The sequence below is a fragment of the Parabacteroides caecihominis genome (assembly GCF_023656785.1).
In the GTDB taxonomy this organism is placed as follows: domain Bacteria; phylum Bacteroidota; class Bacteroidia; order Bacteroidales; family Tannerellaceae; genus Parabacteroides; species Parabacteroides segnis.
Genome location: NZ_JAMOKS010000001.1, coordinates 190,021 through 215,841, shown reverse-complemented (window position 1 = coordinate 215,841; position 25,821 = coordinate 190,021). Strand labels below are relative to the sequence as shown.

Genomic DNA, 25,821 nt, shown 5'->3' with positions numbered 1-25,821 from the left:
TGAAAAAAACTTTATTACTCGCTTCCGGCTTTATGCTGGCTGTTCCTTTTGTACAAGCACAAAAGAACAAGGACAAAAAACCAAACATCGTATTTATTTTAGCAGACGACCTGGGATACGGTGACCTGAGCTGCTACGGACAGGAAAAGTTTGAAACTCCGAACATCGACCAACTGGCGCAAAACGGTATGCGTTTCACCCAGTGCTATTCGGGAACGACTGTCAGTGCCCCCTCCCGCTCCTGCCTGTTGACCGGTACCCACAGCGGACATACTCCTGTTCGGGGAAACAAAGAACTCGATCCGGAAGGACAATTTCCACTGCCGGAAGGTACCCGCACCATCTTCCATGTGATGCAGGATGCAGGATATAAGACTTCTGCCTTCGGTAAATGGGGATTAGGTTATATCGGTACTTCGGGCGATCCTAAAAACCAGGGTTGTGAAACATTCTACGGATATAATTGTCAGTTGCTGGCACACAGTTACTATCCCGACCATCTGTGGGATAACGACCAGCGGGTGGAACTAAAAGATAATGTATTGGAAGTTCAATACGGAAAAGGTACTTATTCGCAGGATCTTATCCATTCGAAAGCACTCGATTATCTGGATAACCTCAAGGAAGACGAACCTTTCTTTATGTGGTATCCGACTATCCTGCCACATGCCGAACTGATCGTACCGGAAGACAGTATCATTAAGAAATTCCGTGGCATGTATCCCGAAAAGGCTTACAAAGGAACGGAACCAGGCAGTCCGGCTTTCCGCAAAGGCGGTTATTGCACACAGCTTCATCCGCACGCTACATTTGCTGCTATGATATATCGTCTGGACGTATATGTGGGACAGATTGTTCAGAAGCTGAAAGATAAAGGTTTATACGATAATACAATCATTATTTTCGCCAGCGACAACGGTCCGCACATGGAAGGTGGCGCTGATCCTGATTTCTTCAACAGCAACGGTATGTACCGTGGCTACAAACGTGACTTATATGAAGGCGGTATCCGCGTACCGATGATTATCTCATGGCCGGGACATATCCAACCGGGAACAGAAACAAACTTTATGTGTTCTTTCTGGGATGTATTGCCTACATTCGAAGAAATCATCAGCCCGAAAGCTAAACAGAAAGAGATGGATGGCGTAAGCATGTTGCCATTGCTTCAAAACCGCAAAGGTCAGAAAGAACATGAATTCCTGTATTTCGAATTTCAGGAAATGAACGGTCGTCAGGCTGTCCGTCAAGGTCCGTGGAAACTGGTTCACATGAATATCCGTGGCGATAAGCCTTATTATGAGCTTTACAACTTAGCAGCCGATCCTTCGGAAAGACATAACATCCTGGATAAATATCCTGAAAAAGTAGCCGAACTGAAAGAAATCATGATTCGTGAACACATCGAAGACCCGAACTGGCCATTGCTGAAGAAGTAAGACCATTGAAAATAGGGGATGTCCGACTCTTGGACATCCCTTTTACTTCTGTTATATTTATTTTTTTACCAACTTATGACTGCTTCTTCCTTCCGCAGTCTGTACTTCCATCACATAAATACCTGCCGGATATCCGCTATAAGAAAGCGTAACGGTTGAGTTATTGCTTCCCGGTTGCTTTTTTAACAGGCGGCCGTTCATATCATACAAAGCAACTTCCAGAATAGCTACAGGAGAAGTTACATAAGCTGTACCATCCACGTAGAAGACAGAGACATTCATATCCGAAGAGATTTCTTCCGTCGAAGTCGGGTCGGCAGCCACCACAATCTCGCCGGTCGTATTACCACCGCCTCTTACCCATTTCCATTCGCTACCGTCACTACTCTTATAAAGCAAACGGATACGGTCACCCGGAGCGATTGCTTTGGTAATCGTACAAGGTATCTCCTGCCCCACTCCGCGTTCTATCTCGATAGTGACAGGTTCTTCGCTGGAAATAAATTCTTTGGTATTTCCATCCTTATCCACAAGGGCTGCAACAAGGTTACCGGTGAAATCACGGATACTCATATTTCCTACATAACCGTATTGAAGACCGAAAAGCTGGTTCTGTTCAAAATCGTCAGTCGTAGCAGACAGACCGTTGAATACAGTACCCTCATTTTCACCATAGAAAAACACCAGTACGTCCTGATAGGTCGAACCTTCCACCGGCTTCATCATGCTGATGATGGCATTCTGGTCGAGGGAGAAACCACCGCCGCTATTGCCACCTGTTCCCTGTTCTTCGGGTTCGAGAACCGATAGCAGATAATAACCGTTCGCCAGTCCGCTCCAACCCCAGTTCACATGATAGTAATCGGATGTATTGTATCCGTCGATAATAAACTGATGGCCTTCGTTCTGATCATTTTCACCACCATAGATGACAGGACGATTATCATCCAATTCACCTTTGATGATAGACTCCCACTCAGCCGTCTGATAGTTTTCACGTTGCAATACATGAAGAGACTTATCATATTTCATATAATTGACAAGGCCTTGGGCTGCTGTAATTGTCAGCGCACCACTGTTTCCGGGCGCGTAATTCATTTCCGACATAACACCGACATCATACATCAGAGTGGCTACATTCTGCGCCTGCTGGGTAGTGTACTGACCGGCAGTATAAGTAGAAGGCATATTATCCCATTGGTAAGGCGTATTGAAAGTGGCGGAAAGAGATAAGCCATACGTCTGTGAAGTATAGGAATGACTGCCCTGCCCTACATCCGGCCATTTATGGTATTGCATGGCAATAGCAGTAGAAGTCGCCACACAGCCGGTCGGAGTACGCTGGCTGTTTACCACCGGGCAAAGATTATTATAAGGCGTCATCTGGTCCCACAACACAGTCGTCAGTAATACACCATCCGAACTCAGTTGCATAGTGCCCTGCCGCAACTGATTCCAGGCGACAGTTATCTCTTTATCGGCTACCGTTTTATTTCCGCGCATCCAGTTAATCTGACGCTGATAACTGTCAAACCATGAACGCAGGTTAACCGGCATGGAATCTTTCCGGAACGGTTCCTGCATACCATATCCCAGAATAGGATAAACAACGTCATCACCGGCAACGACCACAAAACCGTTGTCATCGCCCTGATTAAACACATAAAAAGTAGCATCCTGCGAACCGGCATCCGATTTGGTAGCGACTCCGCCATCCGACCAGACTAACGTCAGTTTCGTAAGCGAGGATTTGGTCTGCGGACGATTGCTTTTCAGAAAACTGAGCGCAACGCTCCGGGCCTGTTCCACATCGACAGGGGTGGCGCTTATCGACATTGTCAACAAGGCAACCAGGAAAATAAGAGTACATCTTCTCATTACTTGTAATTTTTATAGTTTAAATTTAGCTTGCTTGTCAGAGGTCGGGTTAAAGGCATTAATGGCGTTTCAAATTTATTGTCATTCAATAACAAAGAGGATGGAAAGAAGGTTCACTTTCCTCCACAGGAAACTGTTACTTCCCAGGCAGGAAACACGTGTTTCCTATGGAAGAAACCAGAGTTTCCTGCTTAGGAAATTGTGACGGGGTAAAATGAGGCAAATAAGTATCCGCCGAAGCAGGCTCATTTTGTACGAGTCTTCGTTCAAAAAGAACAATAAACCCGGACCGAAGATTCTTTATGTGAAGTAAAACTAAATAAAATAACTAACTTTGTGGCTTTAAACTGAAAACGATAAAAAACGATTAGATATTATGGAGTACAATTTCAGAGAAATCGAGAAAAAATGGCAAGAATATTGGATTGCCAACGGGGTTTATAAAGTGAAAGAAAATAAGGATAAACCCAAATACTACGTGTTGGATATGTTCCCTTACCCATCCGGTGCAGGACTACATGTAGGTCATCCGCTCGGTTACATCGCTTCTGACATTTATTCCCGTTTCAAACGGTTACAGGGTTTCAACGTATTACATCCGATGGGATACGATGCTTACGGCTTGCCGGCAGAACAATATGCCATCCAGACCGGACAGCATCCCGAAGTAACTACCAAACAAAATATCGCCCGTTATCGTGAGCAGATGGATAAAATAGGTTTCAGCTACGACTGGAGTCGTGAAATCCGTACCTGCGACCCGGAATATTATCACTGGACACAATGGGCATTCATCAAAATGTTCAACAGCTACTATTGCAACGATGAAAAGAAAGCACTTCCTATCGAAAGCCTGATTGAAGCCTTCGAAACCGTAGGTACTGAAGGTCTGAACGTTGCCTGTGGCGAAGAATTAAGTTTCACCGCCGCTGAATGGAAAGCTAAAAGTGACAAAGAAAAACAAGAAATATTACTGAACTACCGTATCGCTTATCTGGGTGATACAATGGTTAACTGGTGTTCCGAACTGGGAACTGTACTGGCAAATGATGAAGTTGTAAACGGCGTTTCCGAACGTGGAGGTTTCCCGGTAGAACAAAAAATGATGCGTCAGTGGTGTCTGCGTGTATCTGCTTACGCCCAGCGTTTACTGGACGGACTGGATACAATCGATTGGACGGATTCACTGAAAGAAACACAACGCAACTGGATAGGCCGAAGCGAAGGTGCCGAAGTCAATTTCAAGGTAAAAGACAGCGACCTGGAATTTACTATCTTCACTACCCGTGCCGATACGATGTTCGGTGTTACTTTCATGGTGCTGGCTCCCGAAAGCGAGCTTGTTGAGAAATTAACTACTCCGGAACAAAAACAAGAAGTAGACGCTTATCTGGACCGTACCAAAAAACGTACAGAACGTGAACGTATTGCCGACCGCCAGGTAACAGGTGTGTTCAGCGGTTCATACGCAATCAATCCGTTTACCGGAGATGCTGTGCCTGTATGGATTAGCGATTATGTGCTGGCCGGTTACGGTACAGGAGCCATCATGGCTGTTCCGGCTCACGATAGCCGTGACTATGCTTTCGCAAAACATTTCAACTTGCCTATCATTCCGTTGATTGAAGGTTGCGACGTTAGCGAAGAAAGTTTCGATGCCAAGGAAGGTATCGTCTGCAACTCACCGAGACCGGACGTTACTCCTTATTGCGAATTGTCACTGAACGGATTGACAGTTAAAGAAGCTATTGCCGCTACCAAGAAATTTGTAGCGGAACAGAAGTTAGGACGTGTAAAAGTAAATTACCGTCTGCGTGATGCTATCTTCAGCCGTCAGCGTTATTGGGGCGAACCGTTCCCCGTATATTATGATGCCGACGGAATGCCTCAGATGTTACCGTTTGAAGCATTGCCTTTACAATTACCGGAAGTAGATAAATTCCTGCCGACTGCCACAGGCGAACCTCCATTGGGACATGCGACCAAATGGGCCTGGGATTCGGTTAATAAAGAAGTAGTTGAAACTTCTAAGATAGATAATAAAACAATCTTCCCGCTGGAACTTTGTACAATGCCTGGTTTTGCCGGTTCTTCCGCTTATTACCTGCGTTATATGGACCCTCATAACGACAAAGGCCTGGTAGATAAACAGGTAAATGATTACTGGAAAAACGTAGACCTGTATATCGGTGGTACGGAACATGCTACCGGTCACCTGATTTATAGTCGTTTCTGGAACAAGTTCCTGTATGATATGGAAGTTATCTGCGAGAACGAACCGTTCCAGAAGTTGATTAACCAGGGTATGATTCAGGGACGTTCAAACTTCGTATACCGTATCAAAGATACCAATACATTTGTCTCTCTGAACCTGAAAGACCAGTACGAAGTTACTCCTATCCATGTAGATGTAAACATTGTATACAATGATATCCTGGATGTCGAAGCATTTAAAAACTGGCGTCCGGAATATAAGAATGCTGAATTTATCCTGGAAGACGGCAAATATATCTGCGGATGGGCTGTTGAAAAGATGTCAAAATCTATGTTCAACGTAGTAAACCCGGATATGATTGTTGAGAAATACGGTGCAGATACATTACGTTTGTATGAAATGTTCTTAGGCCCGTTGGAACAATCCAAACCTTGGGATACAAACGGTATCGACGGTGTTCATCGTTTCCTGAAAAAGCTATGGGCTTTATTCTACGGAAATACCGACAGCCTTCAAATAACCGATGCCGAACCGACAGCTGAAGAATTAAAGTCATTACATAAACTGATTAAGAAAGTAACATTCGATATCGAGCATTTCTCTTATAATACCTCTATCAGTGCTTTCATGATTTGTGTCAATGAATTAAGCAGCCTGAAATGTAACAAGCGTGCTATCCTGGAGCAACTGGTTATCCTGCTTGCCCCGTTTGCACCTCATACAGCAGAAGAGTTATGGCATGAATGCGGTCATACGACTACGGTTTGCGATGCTCAATGGCCCCAGCACAACGAAGAGTATCTGAAAGAAAAGTCAGTTACCTACGCTATCTCATTCAACGGAAAAGCCCGTTTCAGTATGGAACTTCCGGCTGACATGCCCCGTGAAGAGGTTGAAAAGGCAGCTCTCAGCCACGAAAGTTCCGCTAAGTGGACGGAAGGCAAAACACCTAAAAAGGTTATTGTCGTTCCGGGTAAGATTGTTAATATCGTTATCTGATGAAAGCTGCTCAGTTTTATAAAATTTATTTTTCAATACAGGATTATCTGATGATTCTGTTCGGAACCTTATTATATGGTTTCGGATTCAATGCATTTATCCTGTCGAATGAAATTGTTACCGGTGGCGTTAGTGGTATCTGTGCGCTGATATTCTTCGCCACAGGCGGCGCCATACCGGTATCGGTTTCATACTTTGTTATCAACGTAGTCTTACTACTGGCCGCACTTAAAATATTAGGTTTTAAGTTCCTGATAAAAACCATATTCGGAGTATTCTCCCTTTCCGCTTCTCTTTCATTTTTTGAATGGCTGCTGAAAGGAAACCCGATTCTGCACGACCAGCCGTTTATGGCTATCATGATTGGTGCCCTCCTTTGCGGAGCCGGACTCGGACTGGTCTTTTCTGCAAACGGAAGTACGGGAGGTACCGATATTATCGGAGCTATCGTGAATAAATACAAGAACATATCCATCGGACGTGCCTTGTTATTCTGCGATTTCTTTATTATCAGTTCTTCTTTCTTCCTCTTCCATAATGTGGATAAGATCGTGTTTGGTTTCGTAGAAATGATAATCAGCAACTATGTCCTCGACATGGTATTGAATGGTAACCGTCAATCGGTACAATTCTTCATATTCTCACAGAAATATGATGAAATAGCCGAACGGATCATTCACGACCTGGACCGTGGATGTACCATCCTGGACGGTGTCGGAGGTTATTCCCGCAAACCGGTCAAAGTTGTCGTATTATTAGCTAAAAAATCAGAATCAGTATCCATCTTCCGTCTGGTAAAACAGATAGACCACCAGGCATTCATCTCGCAAAGTATTGTCCGGGGAGTTTACGGAGAAGGATTTGACCAGATAAAAACATAAAAGATTCATTCAAACAATTAAAAGCACTTCCATACGTTATATATCGTACAGAAGTGCTTTTTTATTTAGATATTTACAGATATGAAACTTGTATTCGCAACAAACAACCAACATAAGTTGGATGAAGTACAAAAAATAACAGCCGGTCATACAGAAATAGTAAGCCTGGCTGCCATCGATTGTCTTGATGACATACCGGAAACAGCCGATACCCTGGAAGGTAATGCGCTCCAGAAAGCCCGTTACGTTAAAGATAAATTCGGTTACGACTGCTTTGCCGACGATACCGGCCTCGAAGTAGAAGCGCTGAACAATGCTCCCGGTGTATATTCTGCCCGCTATGCTGGTCCCGGACATGATTCGGAAGCCAATATGAAAAAACTTCTCCGGGAAATGGAAGGAATGGAAAACCGTAAAGCCCGTTTCCGTACCGTTATAGCACTTATTCTGGATGGAAAGGAATATCTGTTCGAAGGCATAGTAAACGGTCAGATAACAAAGGATAAACGCGGAAGAAGCGGATTTGGATACGACCCTATCTTTATGCCGGATAATCATACGGAGACATTTGCCGAAATGGGTAATGACATAAAGAATACAATCAGCCACCGGGCTGAAGCTGTAAAAAAATTAAGTGCTTTTTTATCTACATTATCAGAATAAATTATGAAGAAGATAATATACACGCTTATATTCTTCTGCTTGCTCGTTACTAATGCAGTAGCTCAAAAGGCAATAGGCCAATGGAATACTTATTTATCTTATTATTCAACAAATTTGGTTGCTGAAGGTAATAATCATGTATTCGGTGTAGCCAACGGTTCGTTATACAGTTATAATAAAGAAGATAACAGTATATCCTATTACTCAAAACAAACAGGGTTAAGTGACAATGATATAAATAATGTAGCATTCAACCCGACTACAAATACACTGCTAATTACATATAGCATCAGTGGAAATATTGATCTATTGAGTGATAAAGGTATCTACAACCTACCTTATTTAATGAATAATTCCAATATTCAGGATAAGACGATTAACAGTATATTCATATATAATGAATACGCTTATTTATCCACCAATTTTGGAATTATGCTAATCAATATAGATAAAAGAGACATTACAGATACCTATAAGCTGAATAAAAAAGTATATTCTGTCTGTATTAAAGATGAGTATATCTATGCTGCTACAGAGAGCGGAGTAATCAGAGCTAAATTAGATAGTAATTTATTAGATCATAATAACTGGTCTGCTTATTCTCTCAATACTTCTATATTTAATAGTAATAACATCAGAAAAATAGTTTTATTCCAAAATAATCTATGTTTCTTTGTTCAGAATAGTGGAGTTTATTACCAATCTAACGGACAGATAAACATAATCTCTCAAAACAATCAATTAAAAAATTTACTTGTCCGGAATGAAAAGCTAATTACCTATACCGGTTCCACTCTTTATATCTATTCAAATTTTACGACTAAAGATGCTATTAATGTAGAAAATATCAACGATGTTACATCCGGTAAAGATGCTAATACATTTTGGATAGCTACCGGAATAAATGGTATAAAAGGAATTAAAAAGAGCAACGAACAATATACTACTATTCTGGAAAATACAAATAATGAATTATATTCTCCCAAACGGAATTATAATTATTTTATGACCATAGAAAACAATCAATTATATATTGTGGGAGGAGGCCGTAATTCCGATCGATTAAATATTCCCGGAACATTAATGATTTACAATGGAAACGAATGGTTTAATCTCGACGAAAACGAAGTTAATAAAGAAGTCAACAAACAATTTCCAGAAAATAACTTCATATTTACAACAAAAGATTACACAGGGATAGCAGTCGACCCCAAAGATCCTACCCATTATTTTGTTTCCGCTTATGGAGAAGGTGTATTAGAGTTTAGAGAAAATAAATTCGTAAAACTATACAATCATACCAATAGTACTATATCTCCCGCATTAAATAAAACAACTGAACAACAATTCACTTACAACCGAATAGGAAGTTTAACCTTCGATAAAGAAGGTAATCTATGGATGACTAATTGTGAGATAAACGATGGAAGTATCAAAGTATTAAAAGCAGACGGTACTTGGATTTCTCTGATTCATGACAAATTGAATCATGCTTACCAGGCAGATAAAATATTAATTGCTTCAAACAACCGAAAATGGATCAACGCTCCATCTCCGGTAGGCATATTCGTTTTAGATGATAAAGGTACGATAGATGATGTAAGCGATGATGAATTTAATCAATTTGTAACATTCCAAAATAACAATGAAAACATAGAAGCTGCCGGTTTCTATTGTGTTACAGAAGATAAGAACGGACAAATCTGGATTGGGACAAACAGAGGTCCTGTCTATTGTCTTAATTCCAAAGCTGAAATAAGTAAACTACAATTCTCCCGTGTCATTCGTCCGTTAGAAGACGGAAATGGAGAAGGCTATGCATTTCTGGATGGCGAACAAATCAATGCCATCGCCGTCGACGGAGGTAATCGTAAATGGATAGGAACACAAAGTTCCGGTGTATTTTTAGTCAGTGAAGACGGGATGGAAACCATCTCCAACTTTACAACAGCCAATTCTCCACTCCCATCCAACCAGGTCAATACTCTAGCTATCAACCAGCAGACCGGAGAAGTCTTCATCGGTACCGAAAAAGGACTGGTATCTTATATGGGAGATGCCACGGAAGGCAGTGAAGATTATTCGGATATATATGCTTATCCGAATCCCGTTCGGCCGGAACAGAATGACCGTGTAACCATCGTCGGACTGATGAATGATTCAAATGTAAAAATAACCGACCTGAAAGGCAATATCATTTATCAGGGTAAATCGGCCGGCGGAACATTTACATGGGATTGCAGAAGAAAAGGTGGTGGCCGTGTTGCTACCGGAATTTACCTGGTATTATCAGCAACACCGGAAGCTAAAGAAAGTGTCGTTACTAAAATAATGGTAGTAAAATAAAAAATCAGCCCTGTTATCATGATGAATAACAGGGCTGATTTTTTATTATAAACCTAACTTCTCAGATATCTCCAACATCTTCCGAATCGGTTTAATAGCTTTTTTCTGCACCTCTTCGTCTACAAATATTTCCGGCATCTCATACTTCAGGCAGTTATAGAGCTTCTCCATCGTATTCAAACGCATGAAATTACATTCGTTACAAGCACAGGTACTATCGTTTGGCGGAGCCGGGATAAACTCCTTTTCCGGACTCTTTTTCCGCATTTCGTGAATGACGCCGCTTTCCGTCGCTACAATGAACTGTTTCTTTTCAGACTTGATGGTATACTTCAAAAGTGCCGCAGTCGAACCTACGAAGTCGGAAACCTGTATAACGGGCTGTTTGCATTCCGGGTGGGTGATTACTTCCGCATCCGGATACTGTTTCTTCAAATCCAGTATCTTTTCCAGTGAAAATTGTTCATGCACATGGCAGGCACCATCCCACAGCAACATATTACGTCCGGTAATACTGTTGATATAATTCCCCAGGTTACGGTCCGGACCGAAAATCATCTTCGTTCCTTCCGGGAAACTTTCAACAATCTGACGGGCATTCGTGGAAGTTACCACCACATCTGTCACCGCCTTTACAGCAGCTGTTGTATTCACATAAGAAATAACCACATGATCCGGATGCTGTTTTACAAATTCAGCAAACTCCGGAGCCGGACAACTGTCTGCCAGCGAACAGCCTGCATTCAGGTCGGGAACCAATACCTTCTTATCCGGACAAAGAATCTTTGCCGTTTCACCCATGAAATGAACACCACAAAGAACAATGATATCCGCCGTTGTTTTAGCCGCCCACTGAGCCAGTGCCAGGCTGTCCCCTACATAATCCGCTATATCCTGTATATCGCCTGTCTGATAATAATGAGCAAGGATAACTGCATTTTTCTCTTTACGCAACTTATCAATGGCCTCCTTCAGATTTATATCTTTAGGAACCGGTGCGTCCATATATCCGATTGATTGATTCGTCAACATAGTATATATCTATTATATTATTCCTGATTTCAATAGCCTATCAACAAGGTTATCACCAGTCTTTATTATTGATATTCTTACTATTAGTATAGTTATTAACTTCTTGTTGATAATCTGCAAAGGTAAAAACTTTATTCATTCCAACCGAAAAACAAAAGCTAAACTTAGCTATCCAATGACAAAAAAAGGTATAAATTATTTACCTTATTCTATAGGGGCGAGCAGAGAGTTTGTCATACCTCATTATCAGACAGTTATCCTTAAAAACAGTTACAACCAGGGGTAAAAACATACTACTTTTGCCCTTGCGTTTGTCACCGTTAACATTTACCTTTGACCTTAGTCACAGGTATCCGGATAATAATACGAAGGTTTTAATTCAATATCATTGAGTTAAAAATAAAGTTATTGAATTAAGAACAAACCAAGCTTATTTGTAGCGACACCGGACCCGAAGGGTTCAATTGTGAATAGCCCCCGGAAAGCCGGGGGACTTGGGTATCTGCCGGATGGTACGTCCCGAAGGGACATTCGTTGTCACTATTTTTAATTCGATGACATGAGTTAATGACATGAGGTTTCATCAACTATTAGTTATCCACAATCATATATTATATTCTTATTAATCTTTAATTTTAAATTTAAATATGATGAATATAATATCCTGTTGAAACAGTTAATACATTTATGTTACAATATTTGTTTGGAGAGTTATTAAAGTATATGAACCGGTTATCAAGAGGATACTAACATGAATAATGATATTTTAATTGCTGTATATCTTTATATTATGTACTTTATTAGTTTTATGTTGATAACTGGTTGTGTGTAAAAGTTTATATCTCCGGATGGTTGTTGAAACGTGTATAACCCTTGTTAATAGCTTGTAATAAATAATGGGTTATAATTGTTGCATAATTAAAACAAGGGGGTGTATAACGGAGATTCTGAATAATGCAAGAACTTTTTTTCATTTTGTGTTCACTACTTATCAATACCTTTTCAACGGCATATCCACATTAATTCGCTACTTTTGCAACCAAAGAAAATAGCTATGCGTAAACTAAAGATAACAGAAATGAACCGCCTCACGCCGGAGGCTTTCAAGGAAAGTAAAAAGATACCTTTAATTGTTGTACTTGACCATATTAGGAGCCTGAACAATGTCGGTTCCGTTTTTCGTACTTCCGATGCGTTCCGGGTAGAGGCTATTTATTTATGTGGCATTACGGCCTGTCCTCCTCATGCAGAGATTCACAAGACGGCTTTAGGGGCGGAAGAAACGGTCGACTGGAAATATTTTAAAGATACACACGAGGCTGTTGATAACCTGAAACAACAAGGGTATATCGTATGTGCCGTTGAACAGGCAGAAGGAAGCGTGATGTTGGATAAGTTGTTGTTAGACAGGAATAAAAAATACGCTGTTATCATGGGAAACGAAGTAAAAGGTGTTCAACAATCCGTTGTTGATAACTGTGATATGTGTATTGAAATACCCCAATACGGGACAAAACATTCATTGAATGTGTCGGTAACGACCGGAATTGTTATCTGGGATTTCTTTAAACAGTTGTCAGAGTAATCCTCTTTCCACCAGGATAACGATCCGTTCCGTCATGGCATCTTTTCCTTTCGGGTCGTATTCGGATTTCAGGCTGGCTCCGAACATACCGGCAAACAGGTTCCAGAAGCCGGCCCTGAAACTACCCAGATAAGCTTTCAACAGGTTATAACTGGATTGGTTACATTCCCTGTCTATCAGTTTGATAAGTAGTTTGCCTTGCGAGAAAGTCAGCTTTTTCAACTCCGGTTTATATTCTTTGAACAAGTCTTTTTCCATCCGCTTCAGATGAGCCTGGCGGGCTTTGTCATCGGGAAGGGTTTCCATGTATTCATACGTTTCTATTAATGTTTCGTAGACCATCTTGGCATAAGGTAACGTACGTTTGACATCGCGGACCAGTTTGTTATACTTTTGTTCTTCCCGTTTGTTTTTAAAACGAACTTGCGGAAAGACAAAGACTTCCTGCAAGTTAACAACGGCAATGGTATCTTTCCCGTCGACATACGCTCTTTGTACACCTTCGGGAAGTGTATTTATTTTCAGCTTCTGCGCCTGGCTTCCAACTGCACAGAATAGAAATAAAATCAGGATTTTATACCATCTCTTCTTTATCATAGTTTACAAAAGTAGGTGATTTACCAATAGCCTGTACCGGTTTTACAGAATTTGACTAATTATATGGAAATGATAATTTAGTTGTTAATAAGTTGTCAAGTCAATAAGAATCATTATATTTGCTTCGATTCTGATAATGACAAAACGGTATGACTATGAACATTGAATAGTATTTTGCATTAAAAGAGCGTTTATTTATTAACAACCAAAAATATCTTATCTATGAAACAATTGTTTTTATGCCTCCTGTTGGGGATTTTTCCCTGTTTGCATGCTGTTAATAACCTTCGTTTACCCGGTGTCCGTTGTATGGGAATGGGCGAGTGTGGTGTTGTGCAATCTGCACTTTTTAATCCTGCGGTAGTTGCTTTGGATAGCTATAAGTCTTTTGATATCAATTACTTTAATTATTACGGACTGAAAGAACTGGGGACGGTGGGAATGTCGGTCAGTTATCCGAACAACTTACTTTCTGCGGGTGTTAATATCTCTTCTTTCGGTTATGACCGATACCGGGAAAGTATGTTTCGTGTTTTCCTGGGAAAATCACTTACTGAAAAATGGACGGCGGGTATCAGTATTCAATATACATTTCTTCAGACCGAGTTGGTTGAAGAAAAGCCGCAATACTTGTCCGCTGATGTCGGTATCTTGTTTATTCCCGTTGAAAAGCTGTTGATTGGTATGTTGATACAGGATTTTCCAACTGTTAGCATTCAGAAAAAAGAGATTGATATAGAGTCTTTTATATCTTATTCATTGCAAATAGGTTTTCAATGGGAAGTAATTAACAACTTGTTGATAGCCGGAAATGCGGAGACGAATAAACAGACCGTATTAACAGGTTGCATCGGCATGGAATATCAGTTGCTTACTCATTTTTATGTACGCACCGGTATTAAGACAACCCCTCTCCTGCCTACCCTGGGAATAGGATACCGGTTATCGGGTTTTATTGTAGATGTGGCCGCTCTTTATCACCCGGTGTTGGGAATAAGTATAGGTATTGGTTTGAAGTATTGTTTTTAACGGAATGATCACTATGAAAAGATTGTTGACAACCCTGTTGGTATACCTGTTTATAAACAGTTATAACCTTAATAGTCAGACTATATATTCTGTTGATAAGTGGATGGAATATATAGAAGAAATGGCTTCTGAAACAGAAGATGAAGCACAGATTGAAAACCTGTATTCGGACCTTTCCTATCTGTCGGAACACCCTTTTGAATTGAACAGTGTGACCGAAACTGAACTGAAACGTCTGCCTTTCCTGTCCGACCAACAAATAAACAGCCTGTTGGCTTATCGTGTGAAATATGGAAAGCTGGTCACTCTTTATGAACTGAAGAATGTGGAAGGAATGGATTTTTCAACGATTTCTTTATTGCTTCCGTTTGTTTATATCGGAGACATATCGGTTAATAAGCGGCCGTTTTCTGTTAAGAACATGTTGAAGTATGGTTCTAATGAATTGCAAATCAGATATGATAAGTGTTTTCAACAGAAAAAGGGATATTGTTCATATCCGGATAGTATCTTGCAGCAATATCCGAACCGGAAATATCTGGGGGAACCTTTCTATCATTCCCTGCGTTATTCGTATACTTTTGATGACAGGCTTCAATGGGGAATGGTCGCTGAAAAGGATGCCGGTGAACCGTTTTGGAATAACCATCATAAAGGCTATGATTTTTATTCGGTACACCTGTTTTTTAAAGATATGAATAAATGGTTGAAAACTTTGGCCATCGGTGATTATAAGGTTTCTTTCGGGCAAGGTCTGGTTATCAGTAATGATTTTACTCCCGGCCGCAGTTCGATAGTGGCACAGGCGGAAAGACGCAGCAATGGTTTCCGTCGTCACTTTTCAACAAATGAAAATGATTACTTTCGCGGAGTAGCTTCTACTTTAATATTAAAACAGCTATATATCAGTTTGTTATATTCGTATAGAAAGTTAGATGCCGGTGTTGATAACTATGAAGTCAGTACATTTAAAACAGATGGTTTGCACCGGCTGGAGCGGGATTGGGAAAAGAAACATACGGTTCCTATGCAGACATACGGTGGAAATGTACACTATACGACTTCGAATCTTTCCGTCGGGTTTACAGCTCTCTCCTACTCTTTCGGAAAATATCAGGTACAACCGGACCCGAAACCTTATAATCTTTTCTATTTCCGTGGAAACGATAATATCGACATAAGCGTTGATTACATGTTTAAAACAAAGAAAATAAAGTTTTACGGAGAAACAGCCATGTCCTCAAACAAGGCAGTTGCCACATTGAATGCCATCCGGTTAACGCCTGTCTCCTATTTTTCTTTATTGTTGCTTCATCGTTATTATGATAAAAAGTATCTGGCTTTTTTCGGGAATGCTTTCGGACAGCATTCATCCGTACAGAATGAACAGGGTTTCTATACCGGAATGCAGTGGACGCCGTTTGCCCGTTTCAAATTGTCGGCGTATGCGGATTTGTTCCGTTTCCCCTGGTTGAAATATGGTGTGGATGCTCCTTCTTCGGGACAGGAATATATGGTTCAGCTGGATTATAATTCGGGAAAGAACTTTACGACCTATTTACGTTATAAATACAGAAAGAAAGAAAAGAACCGGACGTTGGAAAATGAATCGGTATTGAGTATTCTACCTTATTCCCAGCAACGTATCAGACTGCAATTGCTTTACGGATTGCAATCGACATGGGTGTTGAAAACATCGGCCGACGGTGTTTATTATGATGAAGGAAAAGGAAAACGGAGTCTCGGATGGATGATCTCGCAAGGTGCAGGCTGGAAGCCGTCTTCTCTCCCATTCCAATCAGATATTTACCTGGCTTATTTTCATACGGACGATTATTACAGCCGTATCAATTCGTATGAGAAAAATATATTGTATGCTTTCAGTATGCCTTCGTTTTATGGGAAAGGAATCAGGTTGTCATTTTCTTTCCGGTGGGATATAATAAAGAAACTATCTCTTTCTGCTAAACTGGGACATAGTTATTATGCAGACCGCGACTTAATCGGTACGGATCAGGAAGAGATAAAAGGGCATAATAAAACGGATATGTATATGCTTTTACGGTATAAGTTTTAGAAGATATATTTACAATTTAACATCTAATTTATGTCTGATGGAATCCTTTAGTATTTTAGTGAATTTTTCTGCACCTTCTTCTGATAAATGATCGCCGTCTTTGAAATCGTTATCATTGAATCGGTCATCTTTTAGAAAGTTGAAATAAAATACATTTTCGTGATTATTATCCAGTTCTTTTGCGATGGATAATAATTGGTCGAGTTGATGCTTATCCAGATGCTCATAATAACTATGACAGGTTGGTGTGGTGACAAGAATTAATTGAATCTGTTTATCTTCACAGAACTGAATGATTTTGTGAAGATATTTCAGATTATCATCCAAATATTTCCGGTTATTTAATGTATGTCGTTTGGCTGCTTTTATGCCACTTACTTCCAAATTATCTTTTGAAGATTTGTTTACTCTGAATCCTAAAGGAGAATATTGTGAAGTACCCTCTTTCAGATAATCTTTTATTTTCTCATAAGTAATGCTGCTCGTTATTTCCACACTGTATTTATATTTCTCATATCCCATATAAATACCATAATATTTTAACCGGGATTTATCCGTATAATCCATTTTGTCCTGAAGTGTACAATACGAAAAAGAAAGGATAACGCATTTTAAATTATTGTACATATTCTCATATTTGGTCAATACAAAATAGTCACGTTCCAAATCCTGTGAAGAATTTGCGAAATTGAAAGCGCTGTTGGTCATGTATAAAGGATTGATTCCCGACATACAATGTGAATTACCCAATATGAGTGTATTCAGGCTATCTGCATGTTGTGACATCCATTCGTTTTTATATTTGTAAGTGTTCGGTATTTGCCGGATAGCATATTCCAACAGGATGAACAGTATCAGGATAGGTATCAGAAAGACAATCAATCGTTTTATAAATTTCTTCATATCGTTTAGAATTGAAAATAAATGAAATCGGCCGGTGTACCTTGCAAAAAGACGATTATAAAAATCAGGATATAATAGATTCCCCAACGTACCACAGGTGATTTGATCTCTTTGTTTATCTGTAATGCATGTTCTTTTTCCCGTTGTATCCATTCAATAACGAGTAGCACTAAGCAATATATCAATGCTCTTTTGCCGTGCGGAAAGGATACCTCGAATAAAGACGGGGAAAAAAGACGTGCTAAATAGTCGGATGCTTCGCCGATGTCGTTGGACCGGAAAATAATCCATCCGATAAGGACAAGGAAAAAGGTGGAAAACATCTGTACAGCTTCTTTGAAAGAGGGTAAAAGTTTACCTTCGGCGATTACATTTTTCGTATATCTCCTGTTTTTATTGAGCAGCAAGAGAGGCATAAACAGTAAGGCATGGTAAATACCCCATAGAATGAACGTCCAGTTTGCCCCATGCCAGAGCCCGCTGATAATGAATATGATGAAAGTATTTCTGATTACTTTTGTTTTCTTGCAACGGCTTCCTCCCAACGGGATATAGATATAATCGCGGAACCAGGTGCTTAATGAAATATGCCAGCGTCTCCAAAATTCGGATATGTCTCTTGAAAAATAGGGATAATTGAAGTTTTTCATTAAATCTATTCCGAATAACCGGGCACATCCGATAGCAATATCCGAATAACCGGAAAAATCTCCGTATATCTGAAAAGTGAATAAAAGACCGCCGAGTAAAAGAGTAAAACCACTCTGATACTGATAACTGCCCCATATTTCATTGACTGCCATCGCACAATTATCGGCAATGATCATTTTCTTAAAAAATCCCCATAACATCTGCCGGCAGCCGTCTATTGCCTTACTGTAGTCGAATGTACGTCGTTTATAAAATTGGGGTAACAGATTGGTGGCCCTTTCTATGGGACCTGCCACCAGCTGCGGAAAGAAACTGACAAAAGCGAAGAATGCAATCGGATCATGACAGGCGGATATTTTCTTCTGATATACGTCAATACTATAGCTTAAAGCCTGTAAAGTATAAAAACTAATACCTACGGGAAGAAGTATATCCAGTGTTATCCAATCCGGTTCAAACCCTAATGAATGTAATGCAGCTTCAATATTAGTACTGAAGAAATCAAAATATTTGAACGTTCCCAGGATACCTATGTTGAGTAAAATATTGATCGTGTTGATTATCTTCTGTTTCTTTCGGTTGCCTTCGGCCCGTTCGATGAGAAGTCCGCTGACAAAACAAAAGGAACTGGTCAGTATGATCAGAGAAAGAAAACGTATATCCCACCAGCCATAAAAGATATAGCTTGCTGTTACGACAAGGAAGTTCTGCCATTTCAAATGCTTGTCTGCTAACCAATATACAATGAAAACGATCGGCAGGAAGCAAATGAATTCTATGGAATTAAACAGCACAATATAAAATATTGCGTCACTGATTCCCTGAAGTGACAATTGTTATAAAAGAAAACGCAGGAATTTACCGGCTTTTATCGTATCAACAGTCAGTTATCACAGTTTACAGCACACAATAAGGCACCCTGGTATATCACTACTTACCCATAACAGGTAATGTGAAATACTAGTGTGTCGAAATTCTATAAACTATGAAATATAAACTGAAAAGGATAAAGCCGGACGCTTTCTATGATAAATATCGCCCATATATGATCAGCGATCAGTCGCAAAAGTAGTGAAACATAGCTTATTGCCTATTTAATTAATAATAAATTATGTTTCAATAAAGCAAGGGTGATGATCCTCTTTTTAGCTTTTCATCCTTGGTAATTATAAGGTCTTTTGTAGCTTTGTATCCGTAATTCAGGAAATATTATCCTGTTCTTTGTTATATAGAGAACTTGATAGATAAAAACGTATTAGATATGTCAACGATTCTTTTTGATAAAATAGTGTTCGGCCCGGTACATAGCCGGCGATTGGGTGTTTCTCTGGGTATGAACCTGCTTCCTGTGGACGGCAAACTTTGTTCTTTCGATTGCATTTATTGCGAATGCGGACTGAATGGGGAACGGCGTACACGTACCAAATTGCCGACCCGTGCAGAAGTGAAGGAAGCATTGACGGAAAAGTTATCGGCTATGCAGGCCGAAGGAATTGCTCCCGATGTAATTACTTTTGCCGGTAACGGAGAACCTACCATGCATCCGGAGTTTGAAGGTGTTATAGAAGATACGATTGCCACCCGCGACCGTTTCTTTCCGAATGCCAAGATTGCTGTCCTATCCAATTCAACCATGTTGCATAAGGAAGGAGTATTCCGGGCATTGAATAAAATTGAAGATAATATACTGAAACTCGATTCTGTACTCGACAGCCGGATACAACAGTTGAATGTTCCCAATTCTCCTGCTTTTACATTCGATAAATTGCTCGGACAGTTATGCCGTTTCGAAGGAAATCTGATTATCCAGACTATGTTCCTGAAAGGCGAAGTGAACGGCGAATCAGTGGATAATACAACCGAAGTAGAAATAACCGGCTGGCTTGAAGCCTTGAAGCAAATCAAACCGAAACAGGTAATGATCTATACCATAGAGCGTGAAACTCCATTGAAAGGACTTAAAAAAGTTTCCAAAGAAGCATTGGACACAATAGCCGACCGGGCACGGAAAGAAGGGTTTGACGTGACGGTTTCCTATTAAAGAGATGAAAGGCGTTTCTCAAAACTATCACAGGGATAAAAGAACTATCATACTATCATATTTTTATATAATACACATATAATCAGTATGTTATTCTATGATAGTTCCTGTTTTCAACTATCATTTACCTATCATGCAACTATCATAGTCTTGTCCTGAAACCCAATATATGCTTCTTATTTTATTGAAGTATATGACTTATTTTCAGGGAAGTAGTTACTTATGTTGTTCGAGACCCGGGTGTCGACAATGTTGAGACCCGGGTCTGGGCACAGTCAACATCCGGGTGTAAAACAGGCTGAAAAGGGCATCTTGAGAACAAAAAGTATGTATTCCTGTGAGATTAGTCTATATATTTTCGCAAAACATATAGAAGGGAAAGCGATATATAAGTGCGATTATGTCCTATTTATAAAGCCTTTTTTAGGTCCTAAACAATGTATGTTTAGTTAAAATATAGTCTAAATGATGGTTTTATGACAGTATTATGATAGTTGAAAATGGTAACTGTCATGGAATAACATATTGATTATTTGTATATTATATAAAATATGATAGTATGACAGTGCATTTGATGAAACATTATTAGGAAACTCCAATATAGAAGGATTTGAGCTATCTGTTTATAGTGACGGGAGTAACCAATTCCCCTCTTGAGAGGGGATAAGGGGTGTGTTAAAGCTAGTTATAGGGCGAAACTATGACACACCCCCTTCCCCCTCTCAAGAGGGGAGCCAGTTACAACCAGTCTATAATTAGATAGCTCAATTTTGATAATAATTGAACTAATTGCTCTATTCATTGGCTAATTAGTAAATTAGTTCATTATTGTTTGATGCCGCGAACGGTTTTGAAAGTCTTATCATTGCTTAGTTTGAAGAAATAAACACCTTGCGGGAGATTACCTGTCTCTATCCATTCTGCCGGATCGGTTAATTTCCGGATAAGTTTTCCGTCGGATGAATAAATTTCAAGGTTTTTGACTTGCTGGTAATTATTTATCTGTATCCGGTCTTTGAATATTGCAGGGGTGATATGGAAATCGGTTGTTTCCTGTATACTCTCCGTATTTACATTTGTTTCTGCTGTAGCTGTGGCTGCTCTGCTTTCTTTTGAATCGTATAGAGCAGAAACACTGTAGTCATGCTTGCCTCCGGTGACATTTTTATCTGTATATTGTAATGTGGAAGCGGCGACAGAAGCTAATAACATCTGGTCTTTGTATAAGTTATATCCGGTAATAGCAGGGAAAGCCGGAATCTGTATATCACTGTTTGTTGCGGGAAGGGGAAGTGTCAGCTCACCTTCTTCGGAAGTGACGGTAGCAGACAGGATAAAATTAATATTGAATTTTTCGTCCAGCAAATATTCCCATTCGTTTCCGTCAAAAGATACCAGATTTCCTTTTCCGTTAATGGCCGGACCGTTATCTACGAAAGCAGGATAAACCGAGCGTCCGTATTTTCTGGCATAGATGGAAATGATCAGATCCTGGTTGGCATCAATCGTATAAGGTGTTTTCAACTCTATTGTGTTGGACCGGTTGGCCGTCAGATTGGTTATTTCCTGTTGATAGGTCCGTTCTCCTTGTTTGATAAAGATGGCATAATTCACACTGTAGACAGGAATGAATTTTACGTTTACCAATTTCTTTTTATGTATGTTTATCAATTCTTTAGACTCCCATCTTTGACCGAAATAGAAAGGAGTGCCATGGTATCCGATTTGTGCGGCCGAATTTTGTGTACCCCAACCGATCAACTGTGTATATACAGGTGTATTCCATTGAATAAGAACATTATTGGAAGAAATGAATTGGGCAGTAACACTTGTCGGTGACTTGTAATTGAACAGGCTCCCCTCCTCTCCGGTTTGCGACAAACCGGGAATTGTTGTAGCACCGGTGTTCAACGGATCGAGCCAGATATCCATGCGCCCGGTATCAGCCCGGCTATATTTATTCCAATGGAAAGAAAACTTGCCGTATAAGTTATTCCCATTTGTCAGGCGGCAAGTAGAATTGCCGCCGGTCAATGTACCTACTATCTGCTTATTTTCATTGAAAAGCGGCGAACCGGAGGAACCGCCTTCCGTGATACTGTGTCCGTTGGTCGTTTTGTCGAAAATGACATTCCAATGGGCATCGGGAGCTCCGGCAGTGAATGTATTATCTATCCAGGTCGTTGTCTTTACCGGGTGATCACCGAAGGTCGATATTTTCATATAATCGCCGGAAGGATGATGAATATTCACTCCGGATGAGGCAGCTGTTTCACTTCTGTCCCAACCGTTGAAATAGACATTATATTCTGCCGGGATCTTGTCGTTCAGTAATAATAACAGTCCGTCGGAACCGTCCTCTATCGGAATACTTACAATCCGCCGGCAGCCGGTCATTGTTTTATGTCCGGCTATCGGCGAAGCGTTTTCGCATCCGGTATGTTCAAAATGGAAATAAAATACCCATTGGTTTAGGTCTGTTTCCGAAGCTATTTTCCCGTTATCGTAATCTTGTGTACAATGGAAAGCTGACAATATATAAGGTTTCATGTCTTTAGCCGTGTTGTTCACCAGTGAACCGGAACAGAGGTATCCGGCCTTCCCTATTTTCTCAACCATCATACAAACGCCGTTCTTTTCGCTTTGCCACTCCTCTCCTTCTTCGCAGTTGATATTGACCATGCAGGAACCGGAAGTTTCCGGGCCGGTACTCCGTAAATCAGTAGTTACATACAGATGATTGTATCCGTATCCTACCTGATTAATGGCTATACGGGCTTTTTCGTCCGAAACAGGCGGTTCGTATTCGAGAATGATATCATCGCCGGCCACAAATTCCGTAGCAAATGATTTTCCGTCCGGATTGGTTTGCGAAGTATAGGCTCCCAGTAAATGAGTCTTTTCTGCATTGTATATGAATAGTTTTCCGCCTTCCGGCAGGTAAAATGTTTCATAATATAACATTAAGGCAATCGCCCCTTTTGCCTGAAGGCGAAGTTGCCAGATTCTTTCTCCACCGGGCAATACCCGCCATTCTCCGGCATTCTCCATATTCAAATCTGTATCAATCAATGCAGAAACAGCCAGAGGTGCTCCCTGGCTTACCCGCCATTCATCGACTGTTATCCTGTCTTCCACACTGAAATTTACCGGTATCTGAACAGCCGGTTGCCAGCTTTTCAACGGGTTTTGATAGTTGAAACTAACCGGTTTTCCTCCTTCGCTTATCTGCGACTTTGCTTTGCCGGGGCAAAACAGGAATAAACAGATGATACTTATATAAATGCAGTGATAAAACAGTCTGTAACGATTCATTATAATTTGATGTAGATACGTTTCTTATATAACCAATATCCCGGTATCCAGTTCAATACGACAAATAAAATAGCCCATGCCAACGAACCTCCGAAGTTTCCGAAGAGCGGAACCAGGACATCTGCATATACATACGGTGTTACTCCGCATTTATCGAGTACCACTGCAAATACATCTCCCTGTACATAGAGATATAACGGATTAATCCCGAAAGATTCGAAAAACAGCGACCATTTCTTTTTGCCGTTTATGTCGATGATCCAGATCAGCAACGCCAGAAACAGCGAGCCGAATCCGCAAGTGGTCAATACAAATGTACTGCTCCATAGTTTTTTATTGATCGGGCAGCCGTAACTTAGCAGGAATCCCAGGAACAGAATAATTGTTCCAAAGATAAACAAATTCCTGATAATTAATTCATTGTTCTTTTTACAGTCGAGAATCATTTTGCCCACATAGAAACCGAGCAATACATGCCCGATACTTCCCAGGCAACTCAACAACCCTTCCGGATCAAAGGCGATGCGGGTTCCGTCTGCCAGATAATCATGGTACATATGCGTATTTCCGAACAGTGCACGGTCGACTATTGCAATTATATTATCTTCCGACAACGTCTGGCTGCCGGTAGCGGCTAAAAGTATCCAGTAAAACAGCAGTATTCCGGCTGCTGTCTGTAAAATATATTTATGCTTAACGGATAATCCGATCAGTGAGCCGATCCCGTAAGCCAGTGCCAGCCGCTGCATAACTCCCAGGATACGCAGGTTTTCGAAATTGGAAAATCCGTTGTAGCAGAGATGTCCGAATAAATTCAAGGCAAATCCGACCAAGAAGATCAGCACGGTCCGTTTCAGTACTTTCGTAACGCTTTCTCCGGATAATTTGAAATCGTATTTCCGCAATGAAAAGAACATGGAAACTCCCATAATAAACATAAAGAACGGGAATACCAGGTCGGTAGGAGTGAGGCCGTTCCATGATGCATGCCGTAGCGGAGCATATACATATCCCCAGCTTCCCGGATTGTTCACCATGATCATCCCTGCAATTGTAATACCTCTCATTACGTCCAGTGAGAGCAGTCTTCCTGATTGTGCCATAATTTTAGATTATTCGGTTATAAGACGCAAATGTAATTAAAAAGAACAGGATTATATCATATATATAATAAAACCTTAATGTTCAGTAGAATATAGCTTATTTTTTGTCTGTTATACTGACGCGACTTTTATTGGAAACGAAATCTGATAATAAAAAGTATCACTTCAAAGTAGGGGTATTTTATTAAAATCTGTCTATAAGATATAAATTTGAGACAATATGAAAATGAAGCTTTGTATTATTATGAGTATGCTCATGTGTTTGGGTATAGTGAAGATGAATGGACAAGTACGTTTAGGTGTTGAAGCTGGTGTTAATATGACTAGTTTGGGAGTCAGAGGTAATCATGCTCAAATTGTACCTGTAGGGGGTTTGGTTGTCGATTATCAGTTTGAAAATAATATGATGATCCAGAGTGGACTTCATTATGTGATGAAAGGTGCTAATAGCCTTGTCAATGGTTCTAAGGAATTGATGGTCCGTTTAGGATATATTGAATTGCCTGTAATGGTGGGGTATCGTCTCCCTGTGGCTGAACATATATATATGATACCTCAAATGGGGGCTTATTTTGCCTGTGGTGTGAACGGATATGGGGAATTTGGATCGAATTTTGTGAATACCGGGATCGGTAATACAGATGGAATATGGTATAATCCTTTTAAAAGATTTGATTTGAATACGGGGAAAGAGGAATATATTGAACCTTTTAAACGTTTTGATACTGGCTTAAGATTTGCATTAAGTACTGAAGTTTATAAATTCAATTTGACTTTGTCTTATGACCTTGGACTTAAAAAAGTATGGAAAGAATTTGATCCGGGACATTATTTTAAATATAAGAATAGAAGTGTAGCTATCACTTTAGGATATAAATTCAATTTGTAAATACAATCTCTATTTCGTCTATATTCCGACATCATTGGTAACTTTCAAAGAAAGAATGTTTATTCACAGACTTCGGAAGGACGTCTTATACTGACTTATAAATTATAGAAATTTCCTGTCGCAGGATAGGGGTATTTCTTGTTTTTCATGTCTTCACAATAGTGAAAACGGAAAAGAT

17 protein-coding genes are annotated in these 25,821 nt (G+C 40.2%); 10 read left to right on the top strand and 7 right to left on the bottom strand.

What is annotated here, in order from left to right; genetic code table 11:
• Positions 1 to 32: 32 nt before the first annotated feature.
• Positions 33 to 1,439 (top strand): arylsulfatase, encoded by a 1,407-nt coding sequence (locus tag NBH14_RS00560; RefSeq protein ID WP_446500454.1) that lies wholly within the window; start codon positions 33 to 35, stop codon positions 1,437 to 1,439.
• 57 nt (positions 1,440 to 1,496) lie between these two features.
• Here the strand turns inward: NBH14_RS00560 and NBH14_RS00555 are convergent, their stop codons facing one another.
• Positions 1,497 to 3,317 carry a C10 family peptidase gene (locus NBH14_RS00555; RefSeq protein ID WP_186957910.1) on the bottom strand — a complete coding sequence of 607 codons (1,821 nt, stop codon included), beginning with the start codon at positions 3,315 to 3,317 and terminating at the stop codon, positions 1,497 to 1,499.
• A gap of 376 nt (positions 3,318 to 3,693) precedes the next feature.
• On the opposite strand from NBH14_RS00555, the gene leuS reads away from it, so the two are divergent.
• The 4 genes from leuS (at position 3,694) to porZ (ending at position 10,421) form a co-directional block, all read left to right on the top strand.
• Positions 3,694 to 6,531, top strand: a complete 2,838-nt coding sequence (gene leuS / locus NBH14_RS00550) for a leucine--tRNA ligase (RefSeq protein ID WP_186957909.1) — start codon at positions 3,694 to 3,696, stop codon at positions 6,529 to 6,531.
• Entirely contained in the window at positions 6,531 to 7,412 is an 882-nt protein-coding gene (locus tag NBH14_RS00545; protein ID WP_186957908.1) for a YitT family protein, read from the top strand. The genes leuS and NBH14_RS00545 overlap by 1 nt, the downstream gene beginning before the upstream one ends.
• A gap of 81 nt (positions 7,413 to 7,493) precedes the next feature.
• Complete coding sequence (locus NBH14_RS00540) at positions 7,494 to 8,075, top strand: non-canonical purine NTP diphosphatase (RefSeq protein ID WP_186957907.1); 582 nt, start codon at positions 7,494 to 7,496, stop codon at positions 8,073 to 8,075.
• Between the two features lie 3 nt (positions 8,076 to 8,078).
• Entirely contained in the window at positions 8,079 to 10,421 is a 2,343-nt protein-coding gene (porZ, locus tag NBH14_RS00535; RefSeq protein ID WP_186957906.1) for a type IX secretion system anionic LPS delivery protein PorZ, read from the top strand.
• A 45-nt stretch (positions 10,422 to 10,466) separates the two neighbouring features.
• On the opposite strand, the gene nadA is transcribed toward porZ, so the two are convergent.
• Positions 10,467 to 11,453 carry a quinolinate synthase NadA gene (nadA, locus tag NBH14_RS00530; protein WP_186957905.1) on the bottom strand — a complete coding sequence of 329 codons (987 nt, stop codon included), beginning with the start codon at positions 11,451 to 11,453 and terminating at the stop codon, positions 10,467 to 10,469.
• Positions 11,454 to 12,507: 1,054 nt separating this feature from the next.
• Here nadA and NBH14_RS00525 point away from each other — a divergent pair.
• Positions 12,508 to 13,038, top strand: coding sequence for an RNA methyltransferase (locus tag NBH14_RS00525; protein ID WP_186957904.1), 531 nt, complete (start codon positions 12,508 to 12,510; stop codon positions 13,036 to 13,038).
• Here the strand turns inward: NBH14_RS00525 and NBH14_RS00520 are convergent.
• Positions 13,030 to 13,635: a DUF4294 domain-containing protein gene (locus NBH14_RS00520; protein ID WP_128135597.1), complete on the bottom strand. Its 606-nt coding sequence runs from the start codon at positions 13,633 to 13,635 to the stop codon at positions 13,030 to 13,032. The genes NBH14_RS00525 and NBH14_RS00520 overlap by 9 nt on opposite strands.
• Before the next feature lie 222 nt (positions 13,636 to 13,857).
• On the opposite strand from NBH14_RS00520, the gene NBH14_RS00515 reads away from it, so the two are divergent.
• Together NBH14_RS00515 and NBH14_RS00510 are read left to right on the top strand one after the other, a co-directional pair.
• Positions 13,858 to 14,664, top strand: a complete 807-nt coding sequence (locus NBH14_RS00515; protein WP_186957903.1) for a hypothetical protein — start codon at positions 13,858 to 13,860, stop codon at positions 14,662 to 14,664.
• Between the two features lie 13 nt (positions 14,665 to 14,677).
• The gene (locus tag NBH14_RS00510; RefSeq protein WP_186957902.1) at positions 14,678 to 16,741 is read left to right on the top strand and encodes a helix-hairpin-helix domain-containing protein; all 2,064 of its coding nucleotides are present in this window, start codon (positions 14,678 to 14,680) and stop codon (positions 16,739 to 16,741) included.
• Between the two features lie 9 nt (positions 16,742 to 16,750).
• Here NBH14_RS00510 and NBH14_RS00505 read toward each other — a convergent pair whose 3' ends face one another.
• Positions 16,751 to 17,644: an SGNH/GDSL hydrolase family protein gene (locus tag NBH14_RS00505; protein WP_186957901.1), complete on the bottom strand. Its 894-nt coding sequence runs from the start codon at positions 17,642 to 17,644 to the stop codon at positions 16,751 to 16,753.
• A 5-nt stretch (positions 17,645 to 17,649) separates the two neighbouring features.
• On the bottom strand, positions 17,650 to 19,089 hold the full coding sequence (locus tag NBH14_RS00500) for an MBOAT family O-acyltransferase (RefSeq protein ID WP_186957900.1): 1,440 nt from the start codon (positions 19,087 to 19,089) through the stop codon (positions 17,650 to 17,652).
• Between the two features lie 467 nt (positions 19,090 to 19,556).
• Here NBH14_RS00500 and NBH14_RS00495 point away from each other — a divergent pair, with 467 nt between their 5' ends.
• The gene (locus NBH14_RS00495) at positions 19,557 to 20,336 is read left to right on the top strand and encodes a radical SAM protein (protein WP_186957899.1); all 780 of its coding nucleotides are present in this window, start codon (positions 19,557 to 19,559) and stop codon (positions 20,334 to 20,336) included.
• A gap of 825 nt (positions 20,337 to 21,161) precedes the next feature.
• On the opposite strand, the gene NBH14_RS00490 is transcribed toward NBH14_RS00495, so the two are convergent.
• Both NBH14_RS00490 and NBH14_RS00485 read right to left on the bottom strand, forming a co-directional pair.
• Entirely contained in the window at positions 21,162 to 23,651 is a 2,490-nt protein-coding gene (locus tag NBH14_RS00490; protein ID WP_186957898.1) for a T9SS type A sorting domain-containing protein, read from the bottom strand.
• A complete protein-coding gene (locus tag NBH14_RS00485; RefSeq protein WP_046145871.1) occupies positions 23,651 to 24,754 on the bottom strand; it encodes an acyltransferase family protein in 1,104 nt (367 codons plus the stop codon). The genes NBH14_RS00490 and NBH14_RS00485 overlap by 1 nt, the downstream gene beginning before the upstream one ends.
• Before the next feature lie 220 nt (positions 24,755 to 24,974).
• Between NBH14_RS00485 and NBH14_RS00480 the strand changes: the two genes are divergently transcribed.
• Entirely contained in the window at positions 24,975 to 25,643 is a 669-nt protein-coding gene (locus tag NBH14_RS00480; RefSeq protein WP_186957897.1) for a porin family protein, read from the top strand.
• The last annotated feature ends 178 nt before the right edge of the window (positions 25,644 to 25,821 follow it).

Bases quoted from the DNA above. Each gene is read 5' to 3' on its own strand.
- NBH14_RS00520 (WP_128135597.1), bottom strand. From the start codon at position 13,635: ATGATAAAGAAGAGATGGTATAAAATCCTGATTTTATTTCTATTCTGT.
- NBH14_RS00480 (WP_186957897.1), top strand. From the start codon at position 24,975: ATGAAAATGAAGCTTTGTATTATTATGAGTATGCTCATGTGTTTGGGT.
- NBH14_RS00515 (WP_186957903.1), top strand. From the start codon at position 13,858: ATGAAACAATTGTTTTTATGCCTCCTGTTGGGGATTTTTCCCTGTTTG.
- NBH14_RS00555 (WP_186957910.1), bottom strand. From the start codon at position 3,317: ATGAGAAGATGTACTCTTATTTTCCTGGTTGCCTTGTTGACAATGTCG.
- NBH14_RS00510 (WP_186957902.1), top strand. From the start codon at position 14,678: ATGAAAAGATTGTTGACAACCCTGTTGGTATACCTGTTTATAAACAGT.
- NBH14_RS00560 (WP_446500454.1), top strand. From the start codon at position 33: ATGCTGGCTGTTCCTTTTGTACAAGCACAAAAGAACAAGGACAAAAAA.
- NBH14_RS00490 (WP_186957898.1), bottom strand. From the start codon at position 23,651: ATGAATCGTTACAGACTGTTTTATCACTGCATTTATATAAGTATCATC.
- porZ (WP_186957906.1), top strand. From the start codon at position 8,079: ATGAAGAAGATAATATACACGCTTATATTCTTCTGCTTGCTCGTTACT.
- nadA (WP_186957905.1), bottom strand. From the start codon at position 11,453: ATGTTGACGAATCAATCAATCGGATATATGGACGCACCGGTTCCTAAA.
- NBH14_RS00525 (WP_186957904.1), top strand. From the start codon at position 12,508: ATGCGTAAACTAAAGATAACAGAAATGAACCGCCTCACGCCGGAGGCT.
- NBH14_RS00540 (WP_186957907.1), top strand. From the start codon at position 7,494: ATGAAACTTGTATTCGCAACAAACAACCAACATAAGTTGGATGAAGTA.
- NBH14_RS00495 (WP_186957899.1), top strand. From the start codon at position 19,557: ATGTCAACGATTCTTTTTGATAAAATAGTGTTCGGCCCGGTACATAGC.
- leuS (WP_186957909.1), top strand. From the start codon at position 3,694: ATGGAGTACAATTTCAGAGAAATCGAGAAAAAATGGCAAGAATATTGG.
- NBH14_RS00505 (WP_186957901.1), bottom strand. From the start codon at position 17,644: ATGAAGAAATTTATAAAACGATTGATTGTCTTTCTGATACCTATCCTG.
- NBH14_RS00485 (WP_046145871.1), bottom strand. From the start codon at position 24,754: ATGGCACAATCAGGAAGACTGCTCTCACTGGACGTAATGAGAGGTATT.
- NBH14_RS00545 (WP_186957908.1), top strand. From the start codon at position 6,531: ATGAAAGCTGCTCAGTTTTATAAAATTTATTTTTCAATACAGGATTAT.